We start from the raw sequence: 24,976 nt of genomic DNA, 5'->3' as shown, positions 1-24,976 counted from the left end.
ACAAAATGATACCTGAAATGAACCTGCAACCTATCAGCACTCCCAAACTCAAAGTATGTGGCTTAACGCAATTAAGCCAGATTCAAGAGCTGATGGCAATGAACGTAGATTTTCTTGGCTTTATCTTTTATGAAAAATCACCGAGATATGTTTTGAATCATCTGAACCTGGAAGAAATCTCTGCCATTAATCATCAGGGAAAAACTGGTGTTTTTGTAAACGAAAAAGCAGAGGTCATTCTACAGATTGTTCAAAAAGCAGGATTGAATTTTGTACAGCTTCATGGCGACGAAAGTTATCGTTTCATTGCTGGATTAAGACAAAAACTGGATCCCGAAGTCAAGATCATTAAAGTGATAAGGATAGGAAACAATGATTCAGCAACCAAAAATAAAATACTGCAAACTTTCAGTCAGCAATCTGAAACCTGCAACCTGTCACCTATCACCTATTATTTGTTTGATACAGACGGGAAAGCATTCGGTGGCACGGGAAAACAGTTTGACTGGACTTTGCTGAACGATCTTAAGATTCCACTGCCCTACTTTTTAAGTGGTGGTATTTCAGAAGAAAATATTGGAGATATTGAAGATTTACAACAGCAGCCTTTTGCTTTAGATATCAATTCAAAATTTGAAATAGAGCCTGGAAATAAAAATATTGACCGGATAAAAAAGTTTAAAAACCTATATCAATAAAAAGATATAACCCCTAAAAAGACACAATGATGAACATACATTTGCTAAAAAAGACATTTTATAAAACCCTGTTTCCTCCTAAATTTGGGAATGAAAAAATCCAGGCTCTGTATCATTTTGTAGCTGAGAATGACAGCAATATAGAGCATTGGGAAGTTGGTGGATTATTGTCTGAATTCATTGAAATCATCAAAGATTTTCAGGAAACCGATATCCAGTACTTTTTTGAAAGAATCAGTTTGTGGAACAGCTATTATCTTGTTATTATTTCGGATAAGTTTCTGGATAGCCACGTAAGATCAGTTATAAAATATGACTTAGGATTGATTTATGCTAAAATATTTCTGCTGTATGAAGACTCTGATTCTTATTATATGATTGACAATCTGGAAATTGCAATTACCATGTATCAATCCAAAATAGATAAAGCAACATTAATTGATTTAATGCATAAAATAGAATTATTACATTATAAAAAACTGATTACCAAACAACAATACGATTATCATCTTACATTTATTAATAGCTTAAACTCATGAAATATCAAGTAAAGGAGACGAAAGATTTAACGGAAAATGAGATAGAACATATCTTACAGCTTTGGGATATTTCTGCCTGGAACAGCATGAAGTCTGCTTATTTCCGGACTTTTTTCAAAGATTCTGAATTTCATTTTATACTGGATACCGATGAAAATATTCTGGCATTGATGCGTGTCAATTTTGATTTTACGTTAAAAATAGCCGGCACTGATTATTCTTTTGCGGAAGCTGTAGGACTTGTTTCTGCTCATAAAAAGAAAGGGTATGGAGCTGCTTTAGTTCGTCATTTCAAAGAAAATGTTATTCAGAGAAATTTGGATACTATTGGTTTCTGCCATTCGGATCTCCGCCTTTTTTATGAAAAGTGTTCAATTGAAATTCTTCATGACAAAGCTAAAATGATCAAAGAAAGTATCGGATCGGAATGGATTAACTCTGAAGACGATGATATTTTGATTTTTAATGCATCAAAGGAAACCAAAGAACTGCTTAATCAGCTAAGCGCACAGAATAATGCTTATTTAATTACTAAAGAATAAAAAAATGAATTATAAAAACCCCGATGAAAACGGATATTATGGAGAGTTTGGAGGTGCTTTTATCCCCGAAATGCTCTATCCTAATGTAGAAGAATTGCAAAAAAACTATCTTGAAATTATAGAATCTGAAGATTTTCAGGCTGAGTATCAGGATTTGCTGAAAAATTATGTAGGCCGTGCTACTCCTTTATATTTTGCTAAAAACCTAAGTCAGAAATACCAGACTCAGATTTATTTAAAACGGGAAGACCTCAACCATACCGGAGCTCATAAGATCAATAACGCTCTGGGACAGGTTCTGTTAGCAAAACGTCTTGGAAAAACCAGAATTATTGCTGAAACCGGAGCCGGACAGCATGGTGTTGCCACCGCTACAGCGTGCGCTTTGCTTGGTTTGGAATGTATTGTTTACATGGGAGAAATTGATATCCAGAGACAAGCCCCGAATGTTGCAAGAATGAAAATGCTGGGTGCTGAAGTTGTGCCAGCCACTTCAGGATCAAAAACACTTAAAGATGCAGTGAATGAAGCGTTAAGAGACTGGATCAACAATCCTCAGACAACTCATTATGTGATTGGAAGCGTGGTAGGTCCTCATCCATTTCCGGATCTTGTGGCAAGATTTCAAAGCATTATTTCAAAAGAAATCAAAGAGCAGCTTCAAGAGAAAATCGGAAGAGAAAATCCTGATTATGTGATTGCCTGTGTAGGGGGTGGAAGTAATGCGGCAGGGACTTTTTATCATTTTGTAGAGGAAAAAGAAGTAAAAATCATTGCTGCAGAAGCAGGAGGATTGGGGGTAGATTCAGGAAAATCTGCGGCAACTACTTTCCTAGGAACTCTTGGAGTACTTCACGGAAGTAAAAGCCTTGTGATGCAAACAGAAGACGGCCAGGTCATTGAACCCCATTCTATCTCTGCAGGATTGGATTATCCGGGGATCGGGCCTTTTCATGCGCATTTATTTAAAGAAAAACGTGCTGAATTCTTTAGTATTAATGATGATGAAGCTTTGAAATGTGCTTTCGAGCTGACCAAACTGGAAGGAATCATTCCGGCATTGGAAAGCTCTCACGCGCTGGCTGTTCTGGACAAGAAGAAATTTAATGAAAATGATGTTGTTGTCATTTGTCTGAGTGGCCGTGGAGATAAGGATATGGAAACGTATCTGAAGAATTTATAAAATGTAAAAAGTATTCACGTAAAATGATGTTAACAGATAAAACCTGGTCATAAATACATTTTACACCAATACATCAATACAAAAAAGAAAGAAATGAAAGAAATGAAAAAACTAAATATATACTTCACCGCAGGAATTCCACAACTGGAAGATACTGCTGATATTATAAAACTGATTCAGGATTCCGGAGCAGATATGATCGAGATCGGAATGCCTTATTCTGATCCTGTGGCGGACGGACCGGTGATTCAGAAGGCTCATGAACTGGCTTTACAAAACGGAATGACGATTGAAAAGTTACTATCTCAGTTAAAAGCCATCAAAGACGAAATCAGAATTCCCATTATCCTTATGGGTTATATCAATCCTGTTTTGAGTTTTGGATTTGAGAGATTCTGTGCAGCATGTTCGGAAAGCGGTGTTTCAGGGTTGATTCTTCCGGATCTTCCTCCTATTGAGTTTGAGAAAAATTATCAGTCTGTTTTAAAGCAGTACAATCTTAACTTTACTTTTCTGGTGACTCCGGAAACCTCTGATGAAAGAATGATGTATCTTGATTCTCTAAGTTCAGGTTTTCTGTATGCAGTAAGCTCTTCCTCTACAACGGGTAATGAAAATGCGGTTTTAAAAAATGAAAACTACCTTTCCAGGGTAGCTTCCCTCCCACTCAAAAATCCTGTGATGATCGGATTTGGAATTAAATCGAAAGAGGATTTTGAAAATGTAACGGAAAAAGCGGATGGCGGTATCATAGGAACAGCCTTTGTGAATATTCTGCTTCAGGATAGAGACTGGAAGAAAAGTGCCATAGATTTTATCCATTCCATAAAAGGGTAAAATTCACTAAATTTGTATATCAAAAATTGAAATGAATACAAATCAAAATAAATCAGTAGAATTTGAAGATTTAGGGGTCAAAGAATATCAGCCAGCCTGGGATTATCAGGAGCAGCTGATGAAAAATATCATTGATACCAAGATAAAAAACAGAGATCTTCCTGCAGAACAGCATACAACCACTCCCAACCACCTTCTTTTTGTAGAGCATCCTCATGTGTATACTTTAGGAAAAAGCGGACACGAAGAAAATATGCTTGCCGGCTTTGATAAACTGAAAGAGATTGATGCCACTTTCGTAAAGGTAAACCGTGGCGGAGATATTACTTATCACGGTTACGGACAGGTTGTAGGCTATCCTATCCTGGATCTTGAGAACTTTTTTACAGACATTCATTTATACATGAGAAATCTGGAAGAAGTAATCATCAGAACGATTGCAGAATACGGCATTAAAGGTGAGCGCTCTCCGGGAGAAACAGGAGTATGGCTGGATGTAGGGAAACCTTATGCCAGAAAAATGTGTGCGATGGGTGTAAAAGCTTCAAGATGGGTAACTCTTCATGGTTTCGCATTGAATGTAAATACGGATATGCGTTATTTTGAATACATCATTCCATGTGGTATCAAAGATAAGCAGGTGACTTCTCTGAAAAGAGAACTTGAAAGAGAGCTTACTCCGGAAGAAATGGAAGAACTGAAAGCAAAGATCAGAAAACATTTTGCAGACGTTTTCCAGGCAGAACTCATTTACAAATAGTCAATTGACTTAAAATATAATAAACCCAGTTTCAATAATTGAAACTGGGTTTTTAGTTTAAATAGTATCATAATTATCAGAACATTTAAATCCCATAGAATCTAAACCGTTTCATAATTTGGAAATCAAAGGTTTTCAAAACCTTATAGATGTTGAAAAATAGTGCTGATTTGTGAAATTGGCCAGATTCCTACGGAATGACACAATTGGAATCGAGGTTTTACCCCACAGTTTGTCCATTCCGTAGGAATCTAACCCATGAAAACCAAAAAACTCATAATTTAAAAAAAACTTATTTTCTTTAAATCCACCACTATAATCATTAGTTTTTCACCATTTTAAATATCATAAAATCAATAAAATGAAAGAATAATTTATTTTATTGAAAAAAAATCTTGCATATATTTTAAATTTTATTACTTTTAATATCACGAATAAGTGAACTATTACAAATTAAAATGTTCACTGAAAATTAACCACCAAAATATAAAAACTATGAAAAAATTTCTGTTATCCATGATGGTATTTGTGTCGGTACTGTCATTTAATGCCTGCTCAGATTCAGCTGCCAACCAGGATCCTAATCTTGTTGCCAAAGAGTCAAACGAAATTGCAATGAAAGATTTCGGCAAAACTGTCCCGGTAGGGATTGAAAAAGAAGATGGGAAATTTAAAATCTCATTTATGGTTACTGCTCAACCCTATTACATCAGGGACACTAAAGAAAATGCAGGTTATATTTCCATAATCAGACAGGCTGTTGAAAACGAAACTCCTGTTCAGATTTTCCTTAAAGCCAATACCAGCGAAATCGCAAAAGTAGACAAAGCTACCGCTGAAGATATCCGTTATTTCAAATCTATCTTTACTAAAGAAGTAAAAGAAGAGAGCAGAAAAGCAGTAAGCGTTATTCCTGACCTTGCCACTTTAAACAGTCTGTTTGCTCAGATAAAAAATCAGGCCTGCGGAACTTCTACAGCTTCTTCTCCATGCATCACCTTCAGATATCCTGTTGATGGATGCTATGCAAGAGCCCACAAAATGAGACAAATACTATTGAATGCAGGATACGACTGTGAAAAGCAATTCGTGTACGGTAACCTGAGAGCTTCTACAGGAACATGCTGCGTATCATGGGTATATCACGTAGCAATATTGGTAAGCTTTAAAAATGCTTCCGGAATTGTTGAGAAAAGAATCATTGATCCATCATTATTCTCCAGCGGACCTGTAACTGATGCTGCATGGAGAGCGGCATGTACGAACACAAGCTGTGGATCTGCGTCTGTATCCTCTTTTGCCAATACAGCAGGAAACGTGTACTACAGAAGTCCATCAGGTTCTTTACTGTATGATAACAACTATGTAAATACCAATTGTGTATTGAATATCTTCTCATCCCTTTCAGGATGTTCTCCTTCTCCTGCACCTAGCGTAGGAAGCTGTGGATTTTAACTAATTTATATAGAGCTCCTGCATTTATTTTGATACATTGCAGGAGCTTTTTACTTAATACTTTTTGCTATGAAAGCCTGGTCCTATCTATTATTACTTTTTATTATGATTACATCCTGTTCCGGTAATTCCAGTTCACAGAACTTAACCTGGTATAATAATGCTACTATTTCAGATATCACCGAAGATCCGGATAAACCCAATGAAGTAGTACGTGTTGCCATTGGAATCAGTGCTCAGGTTTTTTATATTTCAAAAAAATCACCGGAGTACAAAACTCTGATGGAAAAGGCAACCCAGAGCCTTAAGAAAAGTAAGACCTATAATATTGGTATTGAAAATAAAACCAATATCATCAAGGAAATTAAAGAGATCAAATAATCTTTAATTGCTCTGAAATATTCTGCCATTATCTGATCACAGAAATCCCGGCATCTACTTTTACTTCAGCCCCATGGATATAAGAGGCTTCTTCTGATGCAAGAAACAGAACTACATTGGCTATTTCTGACGGTTCCCCCTGTCTTTTAAAAGGTATGGTAGGAATAATATCCTCAATGGCATTTTCAATCTGCTCTCCGGTTAAGCCTGTATTATTAAAAATATTGGTCTTAATATGTCCGGGACTCACCCCGTTGACACGGATCCCGCGTTCTGTAAGCTCTACCGCAAAGGTTTTAATGAAAGACTGCACAGCAGATTTAGCAGCAGAATACACGGAAAAGTTATGCATCGCAATATCCGTCGCCACGGAAGTATTAAAAATAACGGAGCTTCCGCTATTCATCAATGGTAATATTTGCTGCACTGTAAAAAAAGGACCTTTTACCAGAAGATTAAAAAGTTCGTCAAATTGGTTTTCATCCACATATTCTACAGGAGCAAATCTTCCGTATCCCGCATTGGCAAAGACCAGATCAATCTGTTCTGTATATTTTCTGACTTCCTGCTGAAGGTTCATCAGATCTTTTATATTTCCGGCATCGGATACAATTCCAAAAGCCTTTTCTCCAAGTTTTTCCAGAGCCATATTCACAGTATCTTCACTTCTTCCTGTAATAATGACTGTTCCTCCTTCTTCAATGAATTTCCGAGCGGTAGCCAGACCCATTCCATTTGTTCCTCCGGTAATTAACGCGGTTTTGTTTTTAAATCTCTGCATTGTTTTTAGTTTAAAATTCTCCTGCAAAGATTGGAATAGAGAAGGTATTAAAAAATCCGAATCATACGAAAAATGAGTTAAGAGCAAACTGTATTATTATTTATTTTAATTCATCAATAATCGTCATCAATAAAATCTTTCAAAATTAAATTGCACACAATTAAATTGTTTATATATTTGTACTGTTGTTTTACTTCAATTAAAAAAACAGGAAGTTCAACAACCACCAAGTAGTTTAATTTAAAACAAAAGAAAAAAATGTCATTAATAGAAAACCTAAACTGGAGACACGCTGTAAAAGCTTATGACCCGAACAAAAAAATTTCACAGGAAGATCTTAATACTATTTTAGAATCAGCAAGACTGGCTCCTACTTCATCGGGATTACAACCATTCCGAATCATCGTGGTAGAAAATCAGGAACTGAAAGAAAAAATGGTAGCAGGTGCTTTAAACCCTGAAGTAATGAGAGATTCTTCTCACGTTTTGGTCTTTGCAGCATGGGACAGCTATTCTAATGAAAAAATTGACAAAGTTTACGATTATCATACCGATGTAAGAGACCTTCCAAGAGGCCGTTTCGGAAGCTATACCGATAAAATTAAAGAAATATATGGGGCACAGACTCCTGAAGAGCATTTTGCACACACGGCCCGCCAGACATATATTGCATTAGGAATTGCCCTGGCTCAGGCTGCTGAACTTAAAATTGACAGTACTCCGGCAGAAGGATTCAGTAATGAAGTGGTAGATGAAGTATTGGGATTAAAAGAATTAGGATTAAAAAGTGTAAGCCTTTTATATCTTGGATACCGTGACGAAGCCAATGACTGGCTGTCTTCTATGAAAAAAGTCAGAATTCCAATGGATGAATTTATCATAAAAAAGTAATACCTTCATCGAATCTTTCGTACTCAAACTTATGGAAAATCCGAAAACCCCCAAACTAGAAAACCAGATTTGCTTCCCGCTGTATGTTATTGCCAAAGAGATCACAGGACTTTACCGTCCTTTCCTCGATGAGCTGGACATAACGTATCCGCAGTACCTTGTTATGATGGTATTATGGGAAGGTGACGGACTTACCGTAACCCACATCGGAGAAAAGCTGTTCCTGGACAGCGGTACTCTGACACCTCTTCTTAAAAGACTGGAGGCCAAAGGATTTATCATCAGAAAAAGGAAAAAAGAAGACGAAAGAGTGGTTGAAGTATTTTTAGACGAAGCCGGAAAACAGCTTCAGAAAAAGGCATGTGAAATTCCGGGAAAAATTCAGGAAAGACTGGGTATACAGCCGGAAGAATTGCTGCATCTTAAAGACACAGTTCTAAAAATATTAAACAAAATAGAAAATAAATGAAAACATTATATACGACCAAAGTAACTGCTCAGGGAGGCAGAAACGGACATGTAAAAAGTGAAAACGGAGTATTGGATCTTGATGTAAGAATGCCGAAAGCATTAGGAGGAGCCAATGAAGATTTTGCAAACCCTGAAATGCTTTTTGCAGCCGGATATTCTGCATGTTTCGACAGCGCATTGAACAGAGTAATCAGTCTGTCTAAAGTAAAAACCGGAGAAACGACTGTTACTGCACAAGTGAGCATTGGCCAACTTGAAAATGGAGGTTTCGGACTGGCAGCAGAACTTGATGTCAACATTCCTGGAGTTTCTATTGAGGAAGCACAGGCTCTGACAGAAAAGGCACACCAAATCTGCCCTTATTCTAATGCAACCAGAAATAATATGGAGGTAAAATTATCAGTAACCAACAACGATTAATCCAATTTTTTTAAGCATAGTTATAACGAAAGGAGCTGTTTCCATGGAAACAGCTCCTTTTATTTTATTTTTAACCACAAATTTCGCAGATGAACACAGATGATTGAAGATATTTTAAAATATTAACTTTGCTACTTATTCTCTTAGAATAAAGTAATTTTGTTTAATGGACATCATTATAGATATTGTTTGTCAGGTGTATGCGGGGCAAAAATCAAGGAAGACAATTAATTTAGTATTAAATACATTTCTTCCGGGCTACAAAAAATTAAATCTGGATTATACCTATCCAAGACATGACAAAAATTACATTTTCAAAACAGAAGATGAAATGATTGGTTATTTCATTAAAACACCATCCATCACCCAGACTTTTTATTGGAATAAATATCATGATAACCCCAACAAAATCATGGTAGGTGCAGACATTACTGATGACGACAAACTTATTATGAGTCTGACCTTCAATGGCACCAAGGAAACTGAAAAAATGTATTTTGAACAGCTAAAAAGTAATTTACAATCTGATATTGGAGTGATTTCACACGTTGATCCCGCAGATTATGAAGATGGAGAAGATTTTATTTTAAAATATCGATAGAAAACAGAAGTTTGACATCATTCATCATTTATAATTTATAATTTATAACTCATCCTTATCTCCTGTCTTTCATCAAATCACTTTTCTGATAGGCATCTACTTTTTTATAAGAATCGTTTTTCTCTTTTTCTTTTTTATCAGAGATAAGAATGCCGAAAAGATGGTCAATTTCATGCTGGAAAATTACGGCTGTGAAACCTTCTACAATTTCTGAATATTTCTGTCCTTTCAAATCCACATATTCCAGTTGAATCACCTTACTTCTGTAAAACTGATCCCTGAAATCAGGAATAGACAGGTCTCCTTCAGGACCAAGATTCTGCAGATCGGAATGCCATACAATGACAGGATTGATAAAATATTCCAGAGGAGTTCCTTCTTTATCAAAACGCTGTACCCAGATGATCTTTCTGTTGATTCCCACCTGAGGAGCAGCAATTCCTACTCCACCATCTGTTGACAGAAGGGATTCCTTCATTCTTTTTACCAGAACAGCCGTATTCGGATCAAGGGGATCTGCTTCTGAAGAAATGCTCAGCAATGTTTTATGCTGGCTGGCATCTGTTGTCTGATAAATCGGTAGTGCTGTATTTATATCTCCCTGATTAATAATTGAAATCTCATTGGAAGTGAGTTTCTGGGCGTTCAACAGGCCTATAAAAAAAATCAGTAGGATGGGTAATTTCTTCATGTTTTTTGAATATGGTACAAAGGTAAATATTGTGGAGTAAAAATAATTATGGAACGTTGATTTTTATGTTTTGGCTAAAGCCGTTGAAGCTTTTATATAAAAATGGCCGGGCTAAAGCCCGACCCTATTGAATTCAATGTAAGTTTGATTTTTGTCATTCTGAAAGAAATGCAATGTAGTGAAGAATCTTATAATAAGTTAACAGTGAAATTCTTCCTTCGTCAGAATGACATTTTTGTAAGATTAAAAAGTCTTCGTCATATCTCCCGGGATAATCAGATTGAAATCTGTTGGAATATACTCTTTAGCAGGAACTTTCAATTCAGGATCTTCTGATTCAAAAACAGAGATGACAGCCATTTTCAGGTTAGGATTTTTCTGTTTGATATACCAATAGATTCCGCCAAATTCTTTGCTGTGATAGTTTCCGTTGTAATGGATAAATGTTTTTCCGGCCTGTAAGTTTTTCAGGATAGATTCTGCCATTGTAGCATCTTTCGTTGCCTGGGCTGAAATAAAATTCATCACTTTGGTTCCTTCCGCATGATCTCCCATCATTGCTTTCATTTCCGGATATCCCGGAGTGTCTAATGTAACTTTTATCGGTAACTGAGCGATATATGTTTTCTCTTTTTCGCTTAATTGGTTCAGGGATTCCAGACCTTCCTTAGCGGTTTGAGAGGCATATTTTCTGGGGATATTGGTGGCAATAAAATTCAGTTTTTTATTTTTAGCAAAATCTACCAAAGGTTTGTAATCCGTTGCATAGTTGTTCCATAAACGTGCGGAGTCTTTGAATGTTTTAGCATCAAATTTCCCGTTCAAATATTGGTTCAGCTGAGGCTGATTGTCTCTTTCAAACATTTCAGCTCCTAAAATAAGCTGTCCGTTCTTTTTAGCAAACAGAGCTTCTGTAATTTTAAGCTGAAGCCAGTGATTGATAGAACTGTTATGGTTTTCACCAAAAAAGACCACATCATAATCCGCCAGTTCTTTCACCAGTTTTTCCGTCTTTACTTCTTTTCCTTTTTTATCATAAAACTGGAAAGCTTTAAGCTCCTGCGCCTTCAAAGAACAGAAACCGGCAAGCAGTATCGCTATGAAAATATTTTTCATTTTTTTATATTTAACCACAAATTACATAAATATTTTGGCACTCATTGTACTATAACAGCGAATTCACTTATCAGCAAATCTACCTTAAAGTCATTGATTATTCTTCGCCAAAATCCGAATAAAAAAAGACCGCTTTGAATTTTACAAACAAAACGGTCTCATTCAAATCATCTAATTATTACTTTTCTAAAGCTGCTACAAGGTCCTTCCATTCCTGAAGCTCAGGAATTCCAGGTTTCCTTTTTCCAAAGAACTGAACGATAAAGTCTCCTTCTTTGTTGAATACTTCGATAGCCGTTACTTCTCCGTCTTCAGTTGGTTTTTTAACGATCCAGGCTTCTGCGATTTTCGTTACATCAAGGTGTAAATTGAAATCCGGGTCCATTACATTGAACCACTGCTGGTGCCAAAGTGTTTTCTTCACATTTCCGGTGTGGATCTGGATGACTCCCCTGTTTCCAACGAAAACCATAATTGGTGTATTTTTTTCAGAAGCATCTTCAAGGATGTTAACCACTTTAGCATTATCGATTTTCTTAGCAAATCCTTCCGGTGCCAATCTTAATGCCTGCGTTCTGCTTACTCCATATTTTCTGGTCATCATGAAGAAATCATGAGTGTCTTTCAATTCTGTCCATGCTTTTTTGAAACCTTCTACATCAATTTCTGCATCTGCTTTTTCAGCCTGCTTTGGAGCAACTGCCTCAAATACAAAAGCCTGATTCTGATCTTCAGCTTTGAATTTTTCAACGATAGCATCGAAAGCTTCTTCGTTGCTGTCTTTTGTCAGATAGATCTTGTGCAATGCCAGACCATCTTTTCCGAAAAACTGAAGACTTTTCTTATCTCCTTCCACAACTGCAAAAGCAAACTTCCAGTGGTTAAGGAAAATTCTAAGGTCAATGTCTTCTCCAACGAAAAGCTGTGCGTGCGGGCTGCTGAAATCACTGTTCTGATAGATTCCTTTTCTTTCGTGAACACATTCATCATTACGGGTAAGAGCCATTACTTTTCCCAACTGCTCAGCTTCTGTAAGAATTCCCGGAAAATCTGCATTTAAAACAGTTACACCATCCCCTACACTGGTTACTAATAATTCGGCTTCACTTACACCTAGCTGTGCAGCGGCATTTCTTATTCTGATATGTGGATTTTCTGCTTTCAGAGCTTCCCATTTTTCCTTTAAATCATTAACTAATGTGCTCATTATTTTATTTTTTTATGGTTAAAATTGTATAAATTCTTTGTATTGTTTCGTTTCCTGTTTTACTTTTTATTTCTTCTTCTTTTTCGGAAGTTTTCATTCTTTTAAAATGACTTTTGGAGATCAGTTCTTCCATTTCATTGTTGTTGTAGAGTGTGAAATCATACTCTGTAAACGGCAGTTTTTCCATGAAATCTCTTTGCCCGAATGTAAGAACGAATGTTCCGTCATCTTTCAAGACCCTGTAGATCTCATTTAAAAATTCTACCGGATTTTCCCAGAAGTACACAGTATTGACTGTAAATATTTTGTTGAAAGTCCCGTCCTGAAAAGGAAGTTTCTTTCCTTGATACAAAATAAAATCTGCCTGGTTTTCAAATTCTTTATTGAGTTTTCTGGCTTCATTGTGCATGGTTTCAGAAATATCGATTCCTGTATATCTGAGGTTTTTGGCAAGGCTCATGATACTTTTCAGGTGCCCGGCATTGCCGTGTCCTATTTCGAGGATATGCTGACCGTCATCTATCACAAGTGTTTTAATACTTTCCAACGTCATCCCGATGTTGGTGGCATTCATCATTTCACCAATCTCAATGCCTTTTTCTCCCTGAGGATTGGCAAGATTCTGTGCAAGGATTTTAAGTTCTTCTTTTTCCATGGTTATCCAAAAATGATCATTGGGTTATTTGTAATAGGGTGTCCGCAGATGGTACAAGGAAAATTATAGGCTTGGCTGATGTTTTCTGCTGTGAAAACTTCCTGTGGAGTTCCAAAGGCGGAAACTTTTCCTGATTTCATCAATAATATCTTGTCTGCAAATTGTGCTGCGAGATTCAGATCATGTAAAACAACAATGGCACTATTGGCTTTATTCGTAAAGTTTTTGATAATTTCCAACGCCTTATACTGATGTTTTATATCCAAATTGTTCAAAGGTTCATCCAGAAAAACCAGTTTATGGGTAATGTCGTTCTGTAATTGTGCCATTACTCTTGACAGATGCACCCTTTGCTTTTCTCCTCCGGACAGGGTATTGTAATCTCTGTCTTTCAGATGAAAAATATCGGTTTCATACATCATATTGTTCATGGCTTCCAAATCTTCTTTACCGGGCTGGGCATCAAAATAAGGATATCTTCCCATCATGACCACATCTTTTACTTCAAGCGGAATATCATTGCTGTTATGCTGAGAAAATTTTGCTTTATGTCTGGAAAGCTCCTTTACATTCCAATGCTGAATAAGCTTATCTTTAAATAATACTTTTTGTTTTCCGGATTTCACTTCATCTGCCAAAACACTCATAAGGCTTGATTTTCCTGCTCCGTTCGGACCTACAATGGCTAAAAATTCACCATATTCCAGAGAGACATCTACCCCATCCAGAATACGGAATTCTTTATGTTTATAATTAATCTGGTGTGCCTTGATCATTACAGTGATTTTTTAAATTTAACCAAAATAGCAATAAAGATAGGTCCTCCCATCAGTGCAGTCAGAATTCCTATTGGAAGCTCAGACGGCGCTACAATACTTCTGCTGAATGTATCTGCTGTTAGCAGCAAAATACTTCCGCACATGGCTGATAAAGGCAGGATAAAGGTATTGTTGGATTTGAATAAAAGTCTTAAAATATAAGGTACAATAAGACCTACAAAACCAATTGTCCCTGAAAATGCTACACAGGTTCCCACCATTAATGCAACGGTGATGATGATCTGTTTTTTCAGTTTTTCCACATTGATTCCCAGGTGCTGAGCATCTTTTTCTCCCAACATCATGGCATTCAAAGCTTTTCCTTTAGGCAATAAAATGATGTAAGCGATCGTCATTACAACGGCCAGAATGATATTCTTTGTCCATGTAGCGGCTGCCAGACTTCCCAGATTCCAGAAGGTTAAATCTCTAAGCTGTTCATCTTTTGAAATATAGATCAGGAATCCGGTAATTGAAAAACCTATTGCGGTTATTGCAACGCCGGTAAGCAGCATCATCACTACATTTGTTTTTCCTCCGCTTGTTGAAATCCTGTATACCAGCATCATAGATAAGAATGATCCTATAAAAGCAGCGATTCCTACCAATGAAAACTGTACAACCTCAGGAAGGTATTCTTTGAAATGTCCTCCTAAAACAATCGCAATTGCCGCCAGCAGGGTTGCACCCGATGTAAGGCCGATTAAATCACCTGTTGCCAGCGGGTTTTTAAAAAGTCCCTGAAGGCTGGTTCCTGAGACGGAAAGCATTCCTCCTATTAAAATTGCCATAACAATTCTGGCTGCTCTTACGTCCCAAATCACATATTTATCACTTAAGGACAAAGACGGATCACCTTTTATAAATTGCCACAGTGCCCTGAACGGAGAATTCTCTCCGAAATCATACACTCCTGTATTAAGTGACAGCACTGCTATAATGACCAGCAGTACTGCACTTATAATAAGATAAAAGTATAGTTTACTTTGTGTTTTCAATTAAAAGTTTGTTTAATCCTACTGCTGCTTCTCCTAGTCTCGGTCCGAAACCTGATACTAAACCTCCATCCATTGCGATGATCTTCTTATTCTTTCCTGCATTGGTTTGGGAAACACCCGGCATTTTAAGAGCGCCTTCGTTTCCTCCTGCTCCCTGTAAACCTGTTTCAAAGAAGAACAGTACATCAGGATTAGCTTTTACAACAGCTTCAGGGGTCAATGGTTTGAAGTCTTCAAAATCAGTTACAGCATTTTCACCTCCTGCAAGAGTGATCAATGAAGCCATTGGTGTATTTTTACCACTCACCATCAGCATATTTCCTCTGGCGTAGATGAATAATACTTTTGGTTTTTTAGCAATAGGCTGTACTTGTTTAAGATCAGCGTCAATCTTGTCGTTTAATTTCTGGTAATCTGTATTTCCAATCGCTTTTGCTACAGATTCGATTAACTTTTTAGTTCCATCTACTGTATATTCCTGTTTGAATACTTCAGTTTGAATCCCGGAAGATTTGATTTTCCCCATTAATTCAGGGTTGATATCTTTATCAGAAGCTAAAATTAATGTCGGAGACACTGCCATGATCGGCTCAATGGTCATTGATCTCATGTGGCCTAAATCTTTAGCCGTAGCTTTTAAAGATGCAGGATAAGTACTTGTAACATCTGTTCCCACGATTTCTTTTTCGTGGCCTAAAGCAGCTACGATTTCGGTAATTCCGCCGTTTAACGTTACTATTTTATTGTTGGTTTTTGGTGCTTCAGAAGTGGCTTCCCTTGTATTTTCTTTCGTTGATGCTTCTGCCTTTTTGCAGGAATACACTGCTACAAGTACAGAAGCTGCAAGGATGAATTTTTTCATGATATACTATTATTTGATTATTTATAAAGGTTCAAATTCAAAGTTGGTGTACCCGCGGTTTCCGTTTTCATCTTTCATTTTGTTGAATCTCAGTTTAAAGTAGAAACCTTCAGCATCTTTCAGCACAAAGAAACGGTCTGAGTAGACAAAAGGAACAGGATTCGATGCCGTGCCCGTTGTTGTTCTCCATTTATCACCGATGGCTCTATGATCGTTAAAAACAAATTTAGCCGGCTCTACGTCTTTCAGTTTGAATGCGGTATAAGCCTGATCCAGACTTCCTGTAACACTTACCTGGTAAGCACCTACTCCATTCAAGGTATTGGTCGTTACAAAATCTGCATAGAAGTAGCTTCCCGCGCTGGTTGCAGGTCCCATGAATACCTCATTGGTAAACGTTGTGAATGCTAAGTCCCAGCTTTTTTTCTTAGGCTGAACTTTTACAGGTGTACCTGTTTTCAGGTTGAAGAACGAAAAGTTGTATTCTGTATCTTTGGTAATGATATATTCTTTGATATCTGTTCCTGTCGCATTCAGATCGGCATAGCGGATTTTATATCCATTCTGAGCTCTCAGGATCTGAATTTTTTTCCATCCTCTCGGATCACCGGACAATGAAACGGAACCTGCCCCGATATTGGCTGCGGAAGGTATTTCTCTTCCCAGATTGATCAGATAAACAGGATTATCAGTATCATTTTCTTTGATGGCATCAATCCCGGAAGTCTGAGTCAGAAAATTACCATCAGGATTATCGATATACTTCATGTTGGCTGCATCAAATGTTCCTACCTGAGCAATTTCTTTCAAACTTTCAACATCAGCATCTTTTATTTTACTGATATCTGTAGCATCAGGTATTTTAATAACTGTCATAGCAAGAGACCCGTTCATTATTACACGAAATTCATCTCCTGTATAAAAACCAAGATCCCAGTCTGTTCTGCTGTTGACAGCCGGATTGGTGTAATCACTCAGATCAATCCAAACCTGATTAGGTTCTGTAGGACCACCCACTTTTACATTGACTTCTGATCCAGTCATGGGAGGAACCGGAACCGGATCTTCATCTGCAGAGAGACAGGACTGTGTGGCCACCATGATGGAAAGAACAGAAAATATTTTTAAATACTTCATAACAGTAACTTATTATTTAAAATTGAAACATTAATCTGGCAAAATAGCTTCTGCCATAGTATAAATTAACAAAACCATTCGCTGCTGTATGCGCTGAACCGGCAACTGCAGTAGAGTTTAATCTCGTCACATCAAATATATTTTTCACCCCTGCAGAAATTTCAAAATGCTTATTCCAGAAAGGCTGGCTTACGATAAAATCCATCATATGGAAACTGTCTACTTTTCCCAGGCGGAAACCACTTGCTCCGTCAGACACATAAATTCTGTCCGGACCTGTGAATTTATAGTAAAGGGCAAAATTGGTATCGGTATTTTTCAGTTTGTACGTTGCAGAAGCACCTGCCTGTACCAAATACTGGAAATCTGTAGGAGAAGAGGATGTTAATTCATTCATTGATACGGATGTTCCGTTCACAGATCCTCTTAAAGACAGGGCAAACTGATCTTTTCTGAAATCTACATTGGCTGAGAATAATAGATTTTTATACCTGTTCAGATTCATGTATTTATAGGTAGAAGGTTGTTTTACCACAACCATTTCAATCCTGTCACGCACATCCAGATATAATGCATCTACTCCATAAGCGATTTTCCAGCCATTATCCACTGAGAAGTTCTGATTCCAGAAAAGTCCCGCAGAGAATCCCTTTTCAGGATTTAAATCCGGGTTTCCCTGTACATCATGGTTAAGATTCACAAAATAGGTGTATAGCTCGTCATATTTAGGGAAACGGTTTGCAGATCCTAAGATTGCTCTAAGATTTGAATTCTCGGAAGTTTTATATCTTGCAGATAAGGAATAGTTGTACTGATCGTTAAAGTTCTCACTAAGGGAAAGTCTTACTCCCGGCCTTAATGAAAATTTGTCTGAAACATTCCATTCTGCGGAAAGGAAATTGGAATAGGTAAATATCTTTCTTTTTACCGCTTCACCAAAGAAGTCTCCGGCAATCAAAGCAGCATAACCATTAGTGTAATCTAACTCATACCCCAGCTGGAAATCAAAAACTTTACTATCCAGAAAATTACTGAACATCCCTCTTGAATAAATGACATCGGTTTTATAGTAAGATTTTTCATCCTGACGGCTCTTTATCGCTCTGTTTGGAATGTCGTAATTGTAGTCGTAATATTTTCTGTCCTGATTCTGATAAGAGAAATCCCCCATGTATCGGATATGTCCCAGATTGGTTTGAATATTAAACTGGTGAATCCAGCGGTCAGTATTGTACTTTCGGTCCCTGCTTTCATAAGATACTCCACCTACTCCATCATTAAGCGGATTTCTGCTTACTTCAGGGTTGTAGAAGTTAAAACTCTCATTAAGATAGGATAGTTTGTAAAAAAATGTTGTTTTGTTTTTGGTATATCTTAACAATGCAGAGGCATCATACTGATCTTTCGGGTTCCATTCATAGCCTCTCTGATTGTCCTGTCCGAAATATTTGTAACCTTTGCTTTCTCCTTCATATCCCATAAACTGGTTATGGTTGAAATTGATGCTGGCAAACCATTCATTGCTGATATTATAATCTATATTCAGGTTCTGAATATGTCTTCCGTTCCCTCTTTTCTTAAGATCGTAATTATCCCTTACCGTTTCTTCCTGTACCGAACCTCTTACGCTTACTTTTTTTGTACTGGTTTTCTTTGTAATAATGTTGATTACTCCGGCAACTGCTCCATTTCCATATTCAACGCCCATACTTCCTTTTACAATTTCAATTCTTTCGATATTGCTTAAGGTAATTTTGGTAAGGTCAATATTACTTCCCAATCCTGTATCCCCTACTACCGGAATATTGTCGATAAGGATTTTCACATAATCACCGTTAAGTCCCATAATATTGGCCGTGGAATTTCCTGAACGGGTATCCGGAGTGATCTGTATGTTAAGACTTTGATTTAAAACCTCGGCAACATTAGTGGCTGCCATATTTTTAATCTGTTCTGCATCAATTACATCAACCTTATATATCGATTTGTTAATGGACTGCTGCATGTACTGTCCTGTAATAACAACTTCTTCAATTTTCTTTTGATTAAGAGAATCCTTTTCTTGTGCATTCACCCATAAGGCCACGGATAATGATAGAACGGAAAGCACTTTCTTCTTCATAAGGGTACAAATTTTCGACAAATATAAAACTTTATTTAGACTCATTAAAAATAAATATATATTTTTGTGGAATAATTCTAAATAAAAATAATCTCATGAAATTAAAATTACTTTTAGGAACTCTGATGTTTACAGCCTTAACAGCGAATGCTCAGGTATCTAACATCAATGAAAATTTCAATAATTTTACAGCCGGGAATACAACTTTCCCTCAGTTTGGATGGTCTGCCATTGTTGCACCAATTACCGGAGAGTTTCCTCCTGTACCTCCGAGAATGATTGTAACAGGTGATTCTAACAGGTTCGTTCAATCCTATGCAGGAAATAATGCGGCAGGGTCTTCATATCTGATTTCTCCTCAAATTGAAGTTCCAACAGGAAATAAGACATTAACTTTTGATACGACTTTAGTATCTCCGTCTCCCGGTCCGGGTAGCATCCAGATTGGGATAGCATCCAATCCTGCGGATATGTCAACATTTGTTCCTGTCGGAAGCCCCATCAGTGTATCGGTTATTGGTACAGTTCAGAATATCAGTGTAAATATTCCGGCATCTACAGGTTCATATATTGTATTTAAATTTACTCCTACAGCAACTCACGTTGCAATTCAGGTTGATAATGTAGTGTATAACACGACAGCTTCTTTAGGAGTAAATGACAACAATAAAGTAACAGAAAACATCAGATTTGCCTTAAATTCTGATCAAACGGCATTAGAATTTAAATCAAAAAAAGATCTTAAAAATATCAGCATTTACTCTGCTGCCGGACAAAAAGCAACAGAAGGAAAACCCAACGGACAAAATTTTGATATCAGCACTCTTCAGACTGGAGTTTATTATATGAATATTGAAACATCTGAAGGAAAAACGATTCAGACAAAATTCATCAAAAAATAAGGTTTATTAGACTATTATTGGCCTTTTTAAAGCCGGCGGGATCAATCCTTCCGGCTTTTCTGTGCTCATATTTTATGTAAACAAAAGTATAATTAAAGTAAAAACACGATAAAAATCATGTTTTTATTTAGACTCATTAAAAATAATTATATACTTTTGTAGAATCATTCTAAATAAGGATTTAAAAAATAAGTTATGAAAACAAAACTATTATTGGCTTCAGTATTGGCAATGTCTGTTCAGCAGACTGTTTTGGCACAAACTGATGCATTGGGATACTCACAGGTAAATATGACAATGGGGAGCGGATATCAAAACAGAGTATTTGTAAATCTTGCAGATGGTAATATGGTTTCTCAGCCTGCCAATACCTGGGATGTTGCTTTTTATAGAAATTCAAACTATGCATTTGGATCAAGAATAAATGATGCAAAGGATATTGAAGTGTTCACTGCTTCAACTAATTTAGCAGACTGGGATAATATCAGCATCAGCAATGAGGCTTCATGGGGAGATCCTCTTTATAACCCGGATCAGACCACTGACTGGAGCCAGGGAGCTTTTGAACAGGGACCTGTGACATCTTCAAACCCCAATATCCCTTCAACAGGATGGGGAGTTTACAATCCTATGAATCACCATATCCAGGGGAAAGCTATTTTTGTTTTAAAATATCCTTCAGGAACATACATCAAATTTGCGATAGAAGATGCGTTTGCAGGATATACTTTTAAATATTCAAAATGGAATGGTACTGCTTGGGGCGCTACAGAAACAAGAACCATCGCTAACGGAACGGATGATTCATATTTTAACTATTTTTCATTTGATACCGGAGCAAAAGTTCCTGATCTTGAACCGTCAAGAAATGCATGGGATTTCGTATTTACAAAATATTATACGTTCTATATGGGCGTGCAGATGTATCCGCTTTCCGGAGCCATCCAAAGCCCTAATATCAAAGTAGCAATGACACAGCCGGAAACACAGGCTACAACAGCTTATACAATCCCTGCCAATGCAAGTTTCTCAACAGCTATTACAACTGTGGGCCACTCATGGAAAGGCATCGGAACGGTAAAAAGCGATGTGGTATACTATGTTAAAAAAGGAAATGACTACTACAGAATGTACTTCACAACTAATGGCGGGGCAAGTACAGGCAATATGTATTTCAAATACAAAAAAATTACTGAAACATTAGGAATTACTGAAGTTGGGAAAAAGGCTTCTTTTGGTATCTATCCTAATCCTGCACCAGCAGATAAAAAAGTAACGGTTCTTTTTGATGTTAAAGAAAAAGCAAGCAACAAAGGAAATGTGGAGGTTTATGATCTTACCGGTAAAAAGGTATATTCTGCAGAGCTTTCTAATCAGGCAGGATTCTACAAACAGGATCTGAACCTTTCTACGCTTACATCAGGAAATTACCTTGTAAAAATTACTTACGGTGGCCATTCGGAGACGAAAAAGCTTATCGTGAAATAAACTTTTTATTTTAATACTTTCTATTTTTTCTAATAAAAAGGCGGTTTCAATAGTTTGAGACCGCCTTTTATTCTGTAAGGTAATTGAGAAATTCTTTATATCCTCAAAATTAATATATCTTAAATCCTTTGTACACTTCTGCTGAGCTCTCCATGATTTTGGAAGCATCTTTACGGAAATCCAAAAGGTGGTCCTGGCCGTTATGTCTGTTGTGATGCTCAACACTTTCCCAAAGTTCGATCAGGAAGAAAGTTCCTTTATTATCTTTATCCTCAATAAGGTCATACTGCAGGCAGCCTTCTTCTTTTCTTGTTTCTTTCACAAGGTTCTGAAACAGCTCTACCGCATCCATCAGATAGTTTTCATTAAACTTAAAAAGTGCAATGATATGTAAATTCATGTTCTAATATTTAGTGATGTAAAAGTAAAATATTTTCAAAACCGAATATCTTTTTAAACCCTTTATTTTTCAATACAAGGCATAATTTCTAGTTAAAAACTGATTTATAAATAGTTATAGAACTCATCACAATCACCAATGTTCCGATAATCACAAACATTTTCTTCACAGGTAGCCTTGCAGTAAGCATAGCTGAAAAAGGAGCAGTAATAATTCCGCCGATTAAAAGGCCGAGAATGATATTCCAGTGCTGAATTCCCAGCGTAAAGAAAAAGGTAACGGCGGCCGTTAGGGTAAGGATAAATTTGGCTACGGTAGAACTTCCTACGGCAAATCTTGGAGTAAATGCATTTTTAATCAGAGTTCCGGTTACCAGAGGTCCCCATCCTCCACCGGCAAAAGAGTCTATAAAACCACCTATCACTCCCAGTCTGGTAAGATTGGTTTTCCTTTTCAATGCTTTACTTTGTTTTTCTTTGAAAGCATTTGATAAAATCTGAATCCCGAGATATAAAGTATAAAAAGCGATCAGTGTTTTGGTGATTTTTGCATAGTATTCTCCAAGATAAGTAAGACTTACCGCACCAATAACAGCCCCGATAACTGCCGGTACTGCAAGTTTTTTCACTAAACTCTTACTGACATTTTTCAATCTGATATGACTGAGACTTCCCGCTGCCGTTGTAAAACTTTCTGCTGAATGGATACTTGCACTCACAATATGTGGTGGAATATTCAGAAGCATAAGTGTGGTGGTACAGATCACTCCATATCCCATCCCCATTGATCCCGCCACAATTTCTGCAAAGACCCCTACCAGAAGCATCCAGTAAAAAATATAATTATTTTTTGCCAGAATGGTCTGCAGCTCTTCCAGATATCCCAGTTCATACATTGAAAAAACAACAATAGATATAATGACAGCCGTCACAAAAAGGACATTAAGCCTTACCTGAATTTTTCTTGAAATCACCATATTAAAAAATCGTTTTAGTCTGTAGTTTTTGATTATCCGTCACATCGAAAATAAAGACATTTAACGATCGTATGTTTTCAGCACTTCTGTATAAGGTAATATTTGCAGATATACTGTATACTGCAGCAGAATGCACTGCAGTCATGGAGAGTGTAAGCTTTTGTAATCGGTTTGCCTCTTCTTTTGAAATCATAGTTTATTCATTTGAAGTACTGCAAATATCTGATAAAATATTTATCCTACAAAAAAAGTAGACTATTAATTCAAAAAAAAGGATCAGGTCAGTCGACCAGATCCATTAAAGTTTTTTTCTCCAGAATATTCAGCGAAGCATCCCGCACCTCTATCAGTACATCATGAAGTCCACAGTGATCTTCATTGCAGTCATCACATTTTTCGTAAAAATTCAGACTTACGCAAGGAAGCATGGCAATAGGACCGTTTACCAGACGAATGATTTTCGCCAGTTTCACATTTTCAGGTTTTTCCTTCAGAAAATATCCTCCACCCTTTCCTTTTTTACTGTCAAGAATTTCCGCTTTTTTTAGTTCAAGCAGAATATTTTCCAAAAACTTTAAAGGAATCTTTTTGTGTTCCGCAATTTCGGAAATAAGAATCGGGCCTTCATTTCTTTTTTCTACAAGATATGAAAGCGCCTTGAACGCATATTGAGATTTTTTTGAAAGCATTACAGCAAAAATAAGAAAATTGTTTAACATTTGAAAAAGAGCTGCAAGCAGAAAGATAAATCTTCAATTACAGCTTTGCCTTTAGGTATTTTTGCTCATCCGGCTTATCCGTAATTTCACGGTTTTAGTACCATATTTTTGCCTTTCTCCTATTAAATCATTATGTTTGCCGTATGTTCAGTAAACAAGAGGCACAGCAGTTAAAAAAGGAATTTTGGACCGCTTTCGGAAGATCATTTCCCAGAAAATGGATCCTTTATGATACCAAAATCAAGGATATGGCATTTAAATTTTCTGCCGACAATAAAAAAGCAGAAGTTTCTCTGGATATCGAAATGAAGGACGAAATTTTCCGAAACGCCTATTACGAAAAGATCTGGTCATTGGAAGATATCTTAAAAGATTATACCGGAGATTTTCATAAAGAAGAACACTTTACCCTTGAGAACGGAAAGATTATCAGCAGGATATGGATAGAAAAACATGGAGTTTCCATTTTCAACAAAAATACCTGGCAAGAAATTTTTGAATTTTTTGTGGACAAAATGGACGGTTTCGAAAGGTTTTACTATGAATATGAGGATTTTATAAAGGATATATAAAATACTTACGAAATAAATACTATTTTACACTTCAGACTTAGATAAAAAAAGAAAACTTATCTTTGTGATACCACTTAAACTAATAGATGAAACTAAATAACGTGATTAAAAATGAGAAAAGTGTACAAAAACATTTTTGGAGAAATTATCTCTAAAAGTAAAGCTGTGAAGCTAAGCGAATATCATCTGTATTATTATGAGGAAGGTTCTGATTTTCTAAAAGAAATTGAATTCATCAACGAAGACAGTGTTTACAACATCAATTATTTTTTAAGTGACGAAGAGGACGAGGCGAATGTAGTAGAATATCTTAAGGAGAAATCTGATTTTTTTGATATTGAGAAAAAAGAAACTGCCGACGGTTTTATTATTTCTACCAATAAACTGTATTCCCTATCCGTAGATGATCTGCCTTTAATTTCTAAAACCGTTTTCAAAACGGACGACCTGGAAAACTTTATCTGCTCTCAGGTCATTGATAACGAAACCCATGAACCACAGCTCGAAAGAACCATAAAATGCTGGTATACCCAGGATAAAAGTGGTGAAAAATATGCCGCCATAGAATGCAGCTACCAGGAAGACGGAAAGCTTGAACTGGCTGTAGACAAAACTCCTGATCCCGACCATGAAGAAAACTGGGTTCATTATGATTATGACACCTTCCAGGATCTTCAGGCTCAGATCCCTACCGATATCAGTTATTACAGAACTGCCGCTTTACTTCCAAAAGGAGCCTTTCAGCAATAATCTA

General features: G+C 36.7%; 29 protein-coding genes. 16 read left to right on the top strand and 13 right to left on the bottom strand.

Annotated features, from left to right (window positions below; translation table 11 throughout):
* Nucleotides 1-17 precede the first annotated feature (17 nt).
* The 8 genes from DYR29_RS22460 (at nucleotide 18) to DYR29_RS22425 (ending at nucleotide 6,395) form a co-directional block, all read left to right on the top strand.
* Nucleotides 18-698, top strand: a complete 681-nt coding sequence (locus DYR29_RS22460) for a phosphoribosylanthranilate isomerase (protein ID WP_213278617.1) — start codon at nucleotides 18-20, stop codon at nucleotides 696-698.
* A gap of 26 nt (nucleotides 699-724) precedes the next feature.
* A complete protein-coding gene (locus tag DYR29_RS22455) occupies nucleotides 725-1,237 on the top strand; it encodes a hypothetical protein (protein WP_213278616.1) in 513 nt (170 codons plus the stop codon).
* Entirely contained in the window at nucleotides 1,234-1,779 is a 546-nt protein-coding gene (locus DYR29_RS22450) for a GNAT family N-acetyltransferase (protein ID WP_213278615.1), read from the top strand. Before DYR29_RS22455 ends, DYR29_RS22450 begins: the two co-directional genes overlap by 4 nt.
* Before the next feature lie 4 nt (nucleotides 1,780-1,783).
* Nucleotides 1,784-2,962, top strand: coding sequence for a tryptophan synthase subunit beta (gene trpB / locus DYR29_RS22445; RefSeq protein WP_213278614.1), 1,179 nt, complete (start codon nucleotides 1,784-1,786; stop codon nucleotides 2,960-2,962).
* 102 nt (nucleotides 2,963-3,064) lie between these two features.
* Nucleotides 3,065-3,799: a tryptophan synthase subunit alpha gene (gene trpA, locus DYR29_RS22440; protein WP_213278613.1), complete on the top strand. Its 735-nt coding sequence runs from the start codon at nucleotides 3,065-3,067 to the stop codon at nucleotides 3,797-3,799.
* Nucleotides 3,800-3,830: 31 nt separating this feature from the next.
* A complete protein-coding gene (gene lipB, locus DYR29_RS22435; RefSeq protein WP_213278612.1) occupies nucleotides 3,831-4,559 on the top strand; it encodes a lipoyl(octanoyl) transferase LipB in 729 nt (242 codons plus the stop codon).
* A gap of 495 nt (nucleotides 4,560-5,054) precedes the next feature.
* Entirely contained in the window at nucleotides 5,055-6,014 is a 960-nt protein-coding gene (locus DYR29_RS22430; protein ID WP_213278611.1) for a protein-glutamine glutaminase, read from the top strand.
* 105 nt (nucleotides 6,015-6,119) lie between these two features.
* Nucleotides 6,120-6,395, top strand: coding sequence for a hypothetical protein (locus DYR29_RS22425; RefSeq protein WP_213278610.1), 276 nt, complete (start codon nucleotides 6,120-6,122; stop codon nucleotides 6,393-6,395).
* A 28-nt stretch (nucleotides 6,396-6,423) separates the two neighbouring features.
* Here the strand turns inward: DYR29_RS22425 and DYR29_RS22420 are convergent, their stop codons facing one another.
* Complete coding sequence (locus tag DYR29_RS22420) at nucleotides 6,424-7,176, bottom strand: SDR family oxidoreductase (RefSeq protein WP_213278609.1); 753 nt, start codon at nucleotides 7,174-7,176, stop codon at nucleotides 6,424-6,426.
* A 258-nt stretch (nucleotides 7,177-7,434) separates the two neighbouring features.
* Here DYR29_RS22420 and DYR29_RS22415 point away from each other — a divergent pair, with 258 nt between their 5' ends.
* The 4 genes from DYR29_RS22415 to DYR29_RS22400 all read left to right on the top strand — a co-directional run bounded on the left by DYR29_RS22415 (nucleotide 7,435) and on the right by DYR29_RS22400 (nucleotide 9,559).
* On the top strand, nucleotides 7,435-8,067 hold the full coding sequence (locus tag DYR29_RS22415) for an NAD(P)H-dependent oxidoreductase (RefSeq protein WP_047423564.1): 633 nt from the start codon (nucleotides 7,435-7,437) through the stop codon (nucleotides 8,065-8,067).
* Between the two features lie 31 nt (nucleotides 8,068-8,098).
* Complete coding sequence (locus DYR29_RS22410; protein ID WP_213278608.1) at nucleotides 8,099-8,536, top strand: MarR family winged helix-turn-helix transcriptional regulator; 438 nt, start codon at nucleotides 8,099-8,101, stop codon at nucleotides 8,534-8,536.
* Nucleotides 8,533-8,958: an organic hydroperoxide resistance protein gene (locus DYR29_RS22405; protein ID WP_047423567.1), complete on the top strand. Its 426-nt coding sequence runs from the start codon at nucleotides 8,533-8,535 to the stop codon at nucleotides 8,956-8,958. Before DYR29_RS22410 ends, DYR29_RS22405 begins: the two co-directional genes overlap by 4 nt.
* 166 nt (nucleotides 8,959-9,124) lie before the next feature.
* Nucleotides 9,125-9,559, top strand: coding sequence for a hypothetical protein (locus DYR29_RS22400; protein WP_213278607.1), 435 nt, complete (start codon nucleotides 9,125-9,127; stop codon nucleotides 9,557-9,559).
* 55 nt (nucleotides 9,560-9,614) lie between these two features.
* Here DYR29_RS22400 and DYR29_RS22395 read toward each other — a convergent pair whose 3' ends face one another.
* The 9 genes from DYR29_RS22395 to DYR29_RS22355 all read right to left on the bottom strand — a co-directional run bounded on the left by DYR29_RS22395 (nucleotide 9,615) and on the right by DYR29_RS22355 (nucleotide 19,165).
* The gene (locus DYR29_RS22395; RefSeq protein WP_213278606.1) at nucleotides 9,615-10,250 is read right to left on the bottom strand and encodes a peptide deformylase; all 636 of its coding nucleotides are present in this window, start codon (nucleotides 10,248-10,250) and stop codon (nucleotides 9,615-9,617) included.
* A gap of 243 nt (nucleotides 10,251-10,493) precedes the next feature.
* The gene (locus DYR29_RS22390) at nucleotides 10,494-11,366 is read right to left on the bottom strand and encodes a ChaN family lipoprotein (RefSeq protein WP_213278605.1); all 873 of its coding nucleotides are present in this window, start codon (nucleotides 11,364-11,366) and stop codon (nucleotides 10,494-10,496) included.
* Nucleotides 11,367-11,544: 178 nt separating this feature from the next.
* Nucleotides 11,545-12,573, bottom strand: a complete 1,029-nt coding sequence (locus tag DYR29_RS22385) for a hemin-degrading factor (RefSeq protein ID WP_213278604.1) — start codon at nucleotides 12,571-12,573, stop codon at nucleotides 11,545-11,547.
* A 4-nt stretch (nucleotides 12,574-12,577) separates the two neighbouring features.
* Entirely contained in the window at nucleotides 12,578-13,228 is a 651-nt protein-coding gene (locus DYR29_RS22380; protein WP_213278603.1) for a class I SAM-dependent methyltransferase, read from the bottom strand.
* 2 nt (nucleotides 13,229-13,230) lie between these two features.
* The gene (locus DYR29_RS22375) at nucleotides 13,231-14,004 is read right to left on the bottom strand and encodes a heme ABC transporter ATP-binding protein (RefSeq protein WP_213278602.1); all 774 of its coding nucleotides are present in this window, start codon (nucleotides 14,002-14,004) and stop codon (nucleotides 13,231-13,233) included.
* The gene (locus DYR29_RS22370; RefSeq protein ID WP_213278601.1) at nucleotides 14,004-15,044 is read right to left on the bottom strand and encodes a FecCD family ABC transporter permease; all 1,041 of its coding nucleotides are present in this window, start codon (nucleotides 15,042-15,044) and stop codon (nucleotides 14,004-14,006) included. The genes DYR29_RS22375 and DYR29_RS22370 overlap by 1 nt, the downstream gene beginning before the upstream one ends.
* A complete protein-coding gene (locus DYR29_RS22365; RefSeq protein ID WP_213278600.1) occupies nucleotides 15,028-15,906 on the bottom strand; it encodes a heme/hemin ABC transporter substrate-binding protein in 879 nt (292 codons plus the stop codon). Before DYR29_RS22365 ends, DYR29_RS22370 begins: the two co-directional genes overlap by 17 nt.
* Nucleotides 15,907-15,927: 21 nt before the next feature.
* Nucleotides 15,928-17,043 (bottom strand): HmuY family protein, encoded by a 1,116-nt coding sequence (locus DYR29_RS22360; RefSeq protein ID WP_213278599.1) that lies wholly within the window; start codon nucleotides 17,041-17,043, stop codon nucleotides 15,928-15,930.
* A gap of 16 nt (nucleotides 17,044-17,059) precedes the next feature.
* Nucleotides 17,060-19,165 carry a TonB-dependent receptor plug domain-containing protein gene (locus DYR29_RS22355; protein WP_213278598.1) on the bottom strand — a complete coding sequence of 702 codons (2,106 nt, stop codon included), beginning with the start codon at nucleotides 19,163-19,165 and terminating at the stop codon, nucleotides 17,060-17,062.
* 95 nt (nucleotides 19,166-19,260) lie between these two features.
* On the opposite strand from DYR29_RS22355, the gene DYR29_RS22350 reads away from it, so the two are divergent.
* Nucleotides 19,261-20,067: a T9SS-dependent choice-of-anchor J family protein gene (locus tag DYR29_RS22350; RefSeq protein WP_213278597.1), complete on the top strand. Its 807-nt coding sequence runs from the start codon at nucleotides 19,261-19,263 to the stop codon at nucleotides 20,065-20,067.
* A 195-nt stretch (nucleotides 20,068-20,262) separates the two neighbouring features.
* Complete coding sequence (locus DYR29_RS22345; RefSeq protein WP_213278596.1) at nucleotides 20,263-21,555, top strand: T9SS type A sorting domain-containing protein; 1,293 nt, start codon at nucleotides 20,263-20,265, stop codon at nucleotides 21,553-21,555.
* Between the two features lie 109 nt (nucleotides 21,556-21,664).
* Here DYR29_RS22345 and DYR29_RS22340 read toward each other — a convergent pair whose 3' ends face one another.
* The 3 genes from DYR29_RS22340 to DYR29_RS22330 form a co-directional block, all read right to left on the bottom strand.
* A complete protein-coding gene (locus DYR29_RS22340) occupies nucleotides 21,665-21,955 on the bottom strand; it encodes a putative quinol monooxygenase (protein ID WP_047376912.1) in 291 nt (96 codons plus the stop codon).
* 88 nt (nucleotides 21,956-22,043) lie between these two features.
* A complete protein-coding gene (locus DYR29_RS22335; protein ID WP_213278595.1) occupies nucleotides 22,044-22,931 on the bottom strand; it encodes a sulfite exporter TauE/SafE family protein in 888 nt (295 codons plus the stop codon).
* Nucleotides 22,932-23,212: 281 nt separating this feature from the next.
* Nucleotides 23,213-23,620 carry an RrF2 family transcriptional regulator gene (locus DYR29_RS22330; protein WP_047376986.1) on the bottom strand — a complete coding sequence of 136 codons (408 nt, stop codon included), beginning with the start codon at nucleotides 23,618-23,620 and terminating at the stop codon, nucleotides 23,213-23,215.
* Between the two features lie 173 nt (nucleotides 23,621-23,793).
* Between DYR29_RS22330 and DYR29_RS22325 the strand changes: the two genes are divergently transcribed.
* Both DYR29_RS22325 and DYR29_RS22320 read left to right on the top strand, forming a co-directional pair.
* Nucleotides 23,794-24,222: a DUF4268 domain-containing protein gene (locus DYR29_RS22325; RefSeq protein ID WP_047423581.1), complete on the top strand. Its 429-nt coding sequence runs from the start codon at nucleotides 23,794-23,796 to the stop codon at nucleotides 24,220-24,222.
* Nucleotides 24,223-24,342: 120 nt separating this feature from the next.
* Entirely contained in the window at nucleotides 24,343-24,972 is a 630-nt protein-coding gene (locus DYR29_RS22320) for a hypothetical protein (RefSeq protein WP_213278594.1), read from the top strand.
* The last annotated feature ends 4 nt before the right edge of the window (nucleotides 24,973-24,976 follow it).

Origin of the sequence: Chryseobacterium indologenes (assembly GCF_018362995.1) — a bacterium.
GTDB classification, from domain to species: Bacteria; Bacteroidota; Bacteroidia; order Flavobacteriales; family Weeksellaceae; genus Chryseobacterium; species Chryseobacterium indologenes_G.
The sequence above is the reverse complement of the archived record's forward strand: the minus strand, read 5'-3'. Positions and strand labels throughout refer to the sequence as shown.

What these genes read in the sequence shown, in the direction of transcription:
- DYR29_RS22410 (WP_213278608.1), top strand. Translation starts at nt 8,099, where the DNA reads ATGGAAAATCCGAAAACCCCCAAACTAGAAAACCAGATTTGCTTCCCG.
- DYR29_RS22355 (WP_213278598.1), bottom strand. Translation starts at nt 19,165, where the DNA reads ATGAAGAAGAAAGTGCTTTCCGTTCTATCATTATCCGTGGCCTTATGG.
- DYR29_RS22415 (WP_047423564.1), top strand. Translation starts at nt 7,435, where the DNA reads ATGTCATTAATAGAAAACCTAAACTGGAGACACGCTGTAAAAGCTTAT.
- DYR29_RS22345 (WP_213278596.1), top strand. Translation starts at nt 20,263, where the DNA reads ATGAAAACAAAACTATTATTGGCTTCAGTATTGGCAATGTCTGTTCAG.
- DYR29_RS22425 (WP_213278610.1), top strand. Translation starts at nt 6,120, where the DNA reads ATGATTACATCCTGTTCCGGTAATTCCAGTTCACAGAACTTAACCTGG.
- DYR29_RS22430 (WP_213278611.1), top strand. Translation starts at nt 5,055, where the DNA reads ATGAAAAAATTTCTGTTATCCATGATGGTATTTGTGTCGGTACTGTCA.
- trpB (WP_213278614.1), top strand. Translation starts at nt 1,784, where the DNA reads ATGAATTATAAAAACCCCGATGAAAACGGATATTATGGAGAGTTTGGA.
- DYR29_RS22330 (WP_047376986.1), bottom strand. Translation starts at nt 23,620, where the DNA reads ATGCTTTCAAAAAAATCTCAATATGCGTTCAAGGCGCTTTCATATCTT.
- DYR29_RS22405 (WP_047423567.1), top strand. Translation starts at nt 8,533, where the DNA reads ATGAAAACATTATATACGACCAAAGTAACTGCTCAGGGAGGCAGAAAC.
- DYR29_RS22375 (WP_213278602.1), bottom strand. Translation starts at nt 14,004, where the DNA reads ATGATCAAGGCACACCAGATTAATTATAAACATAAAGAATTCCGTATT.
- DYR29_RS22385 (WP_213278604.1), bottom strand. Translation starts at nt 12,573, where the DNA reads ATGAGCACATTAGTTAATGATTTAAAGGAAAAATGGGAAGCTCTGAAA.
- DYR29_RS22325 (WP_047423581.1), top strand. Translation starts at nt 23,794, where the DNA reads ATGTTCAGTAAACAAGAGGCACAGCAGTTAAAAAAGGAATTTTGGACC.
- DYR29_RS22400 (WP_213278607.1), top strand. Translation starts at nt 9,125, where the DNA reads ATGGACATCATTATAGATATTGTTTGTCAGGTGTATGCGGGGCAAAAA.
- DYR29_RS22335 (WP_213278595.1), bottom strand. Translation starts at nt 22,931, where the DNA reads ATGGTGATTTCAAGAAAAATTCAGGTAAGGCTTAATGTCCTTTTTGTG.
- DYR29_RS22360 (WP_213278599.1), bottom strand. Translation starts at nt 17,043, where the DNA reads ATGAAGTATTTAAAAATATTTTCTGTTCTTTCCATCATGGTGGCCACA.
- DYR29_RS22390 (WP_213278605.1), bottom strand. Translation starts at nt 11,366, where the DNA reads ATGAAAAATATTTTCATAGCGATACTGCTTGCCGGTTTCTGTTCTTTG.
- DYR29_RS22395 (WP_213278606.1), bottom strand. Translation starts at nt 10,250, where the DNA reads ATGAAGAAATTACCCATCCTACTGATTTTTTTTATAGGCCTGTTGAAC.
- DYR29_RS22460 (WP_213278617.1), top strand. Translation starts at nt 18, where the DNA reads ATGAACCTGCAACCTATCAGCACTCCCAAACTCAAAGTATGTGGCTTA.
- DYR29_RS22450 (WP_213278615.1), top strand. Translation starts at nt 1,234, where the DNA reads ATGAAATATCAAGTAAAGGAGACGAAAGATTTAACGGAAAATGAGATA.
- DYR29_RS22420 (WP_213278609.1), bottom strand. Translation starts at nt 7,176, where the DNA reads ATGCAGAGATTTAAAAACAAAACCGCGTTAATTACCGGAGGAACAAAT.
- DYR29_RS22380 (WP_213278603.1), bottom strand. Translation starts at nt 13,228, where the DNA reads ATGGAAAAAGAAGAACTTAAAATCCTTGCACAGAATCTTGCCAATCCT.
- DYR29_RS22455 (WP_213278616.1), top strand. Translation starts at nt 725, where the DNA reads ATGATGAACATACATTTGCTAAAAAAGACATTTTATAAAACCCTGTTT.
- trpA (WP_213278613.1), top strand. Translation starts at nt 3,065, where the DNA reads ATGAAAAAACTAAATATATACTTCACCGCAGGAATTCCACAACTGGAA.
- DYR29_RS22350 (WP_213278597.1), top strand. Translation starts at nt 19,261, where the DNA reads ATGAAATTAAAATTACTTTTAGGAACTCTGATGTTTACAGCCTTAACA.
- DYR29_RS22340 (WP_047376912.1), bottom strand. Translation starts at nt 21,955, where the DNA reads ATGAATTTACATATCATTGCACTTTTTAAGTTTAATGAAAACTATCTG.
- lipB (WP_213278612.1), top strand. Translation starts at nt 3,831, where the DNA reads ATGAATACAAATCAAAATAAATCAGTAGAATTTGAAGATTTAGGGGTC.
- DYR29_RS22365 (WP_213278600.1), bottom strand. Translation starts at nt 15,906, where the DNA reads ATGAAAAAATTCATCCTTGCAGCTTCTGTACTTGTAGCAGTGTATTCC.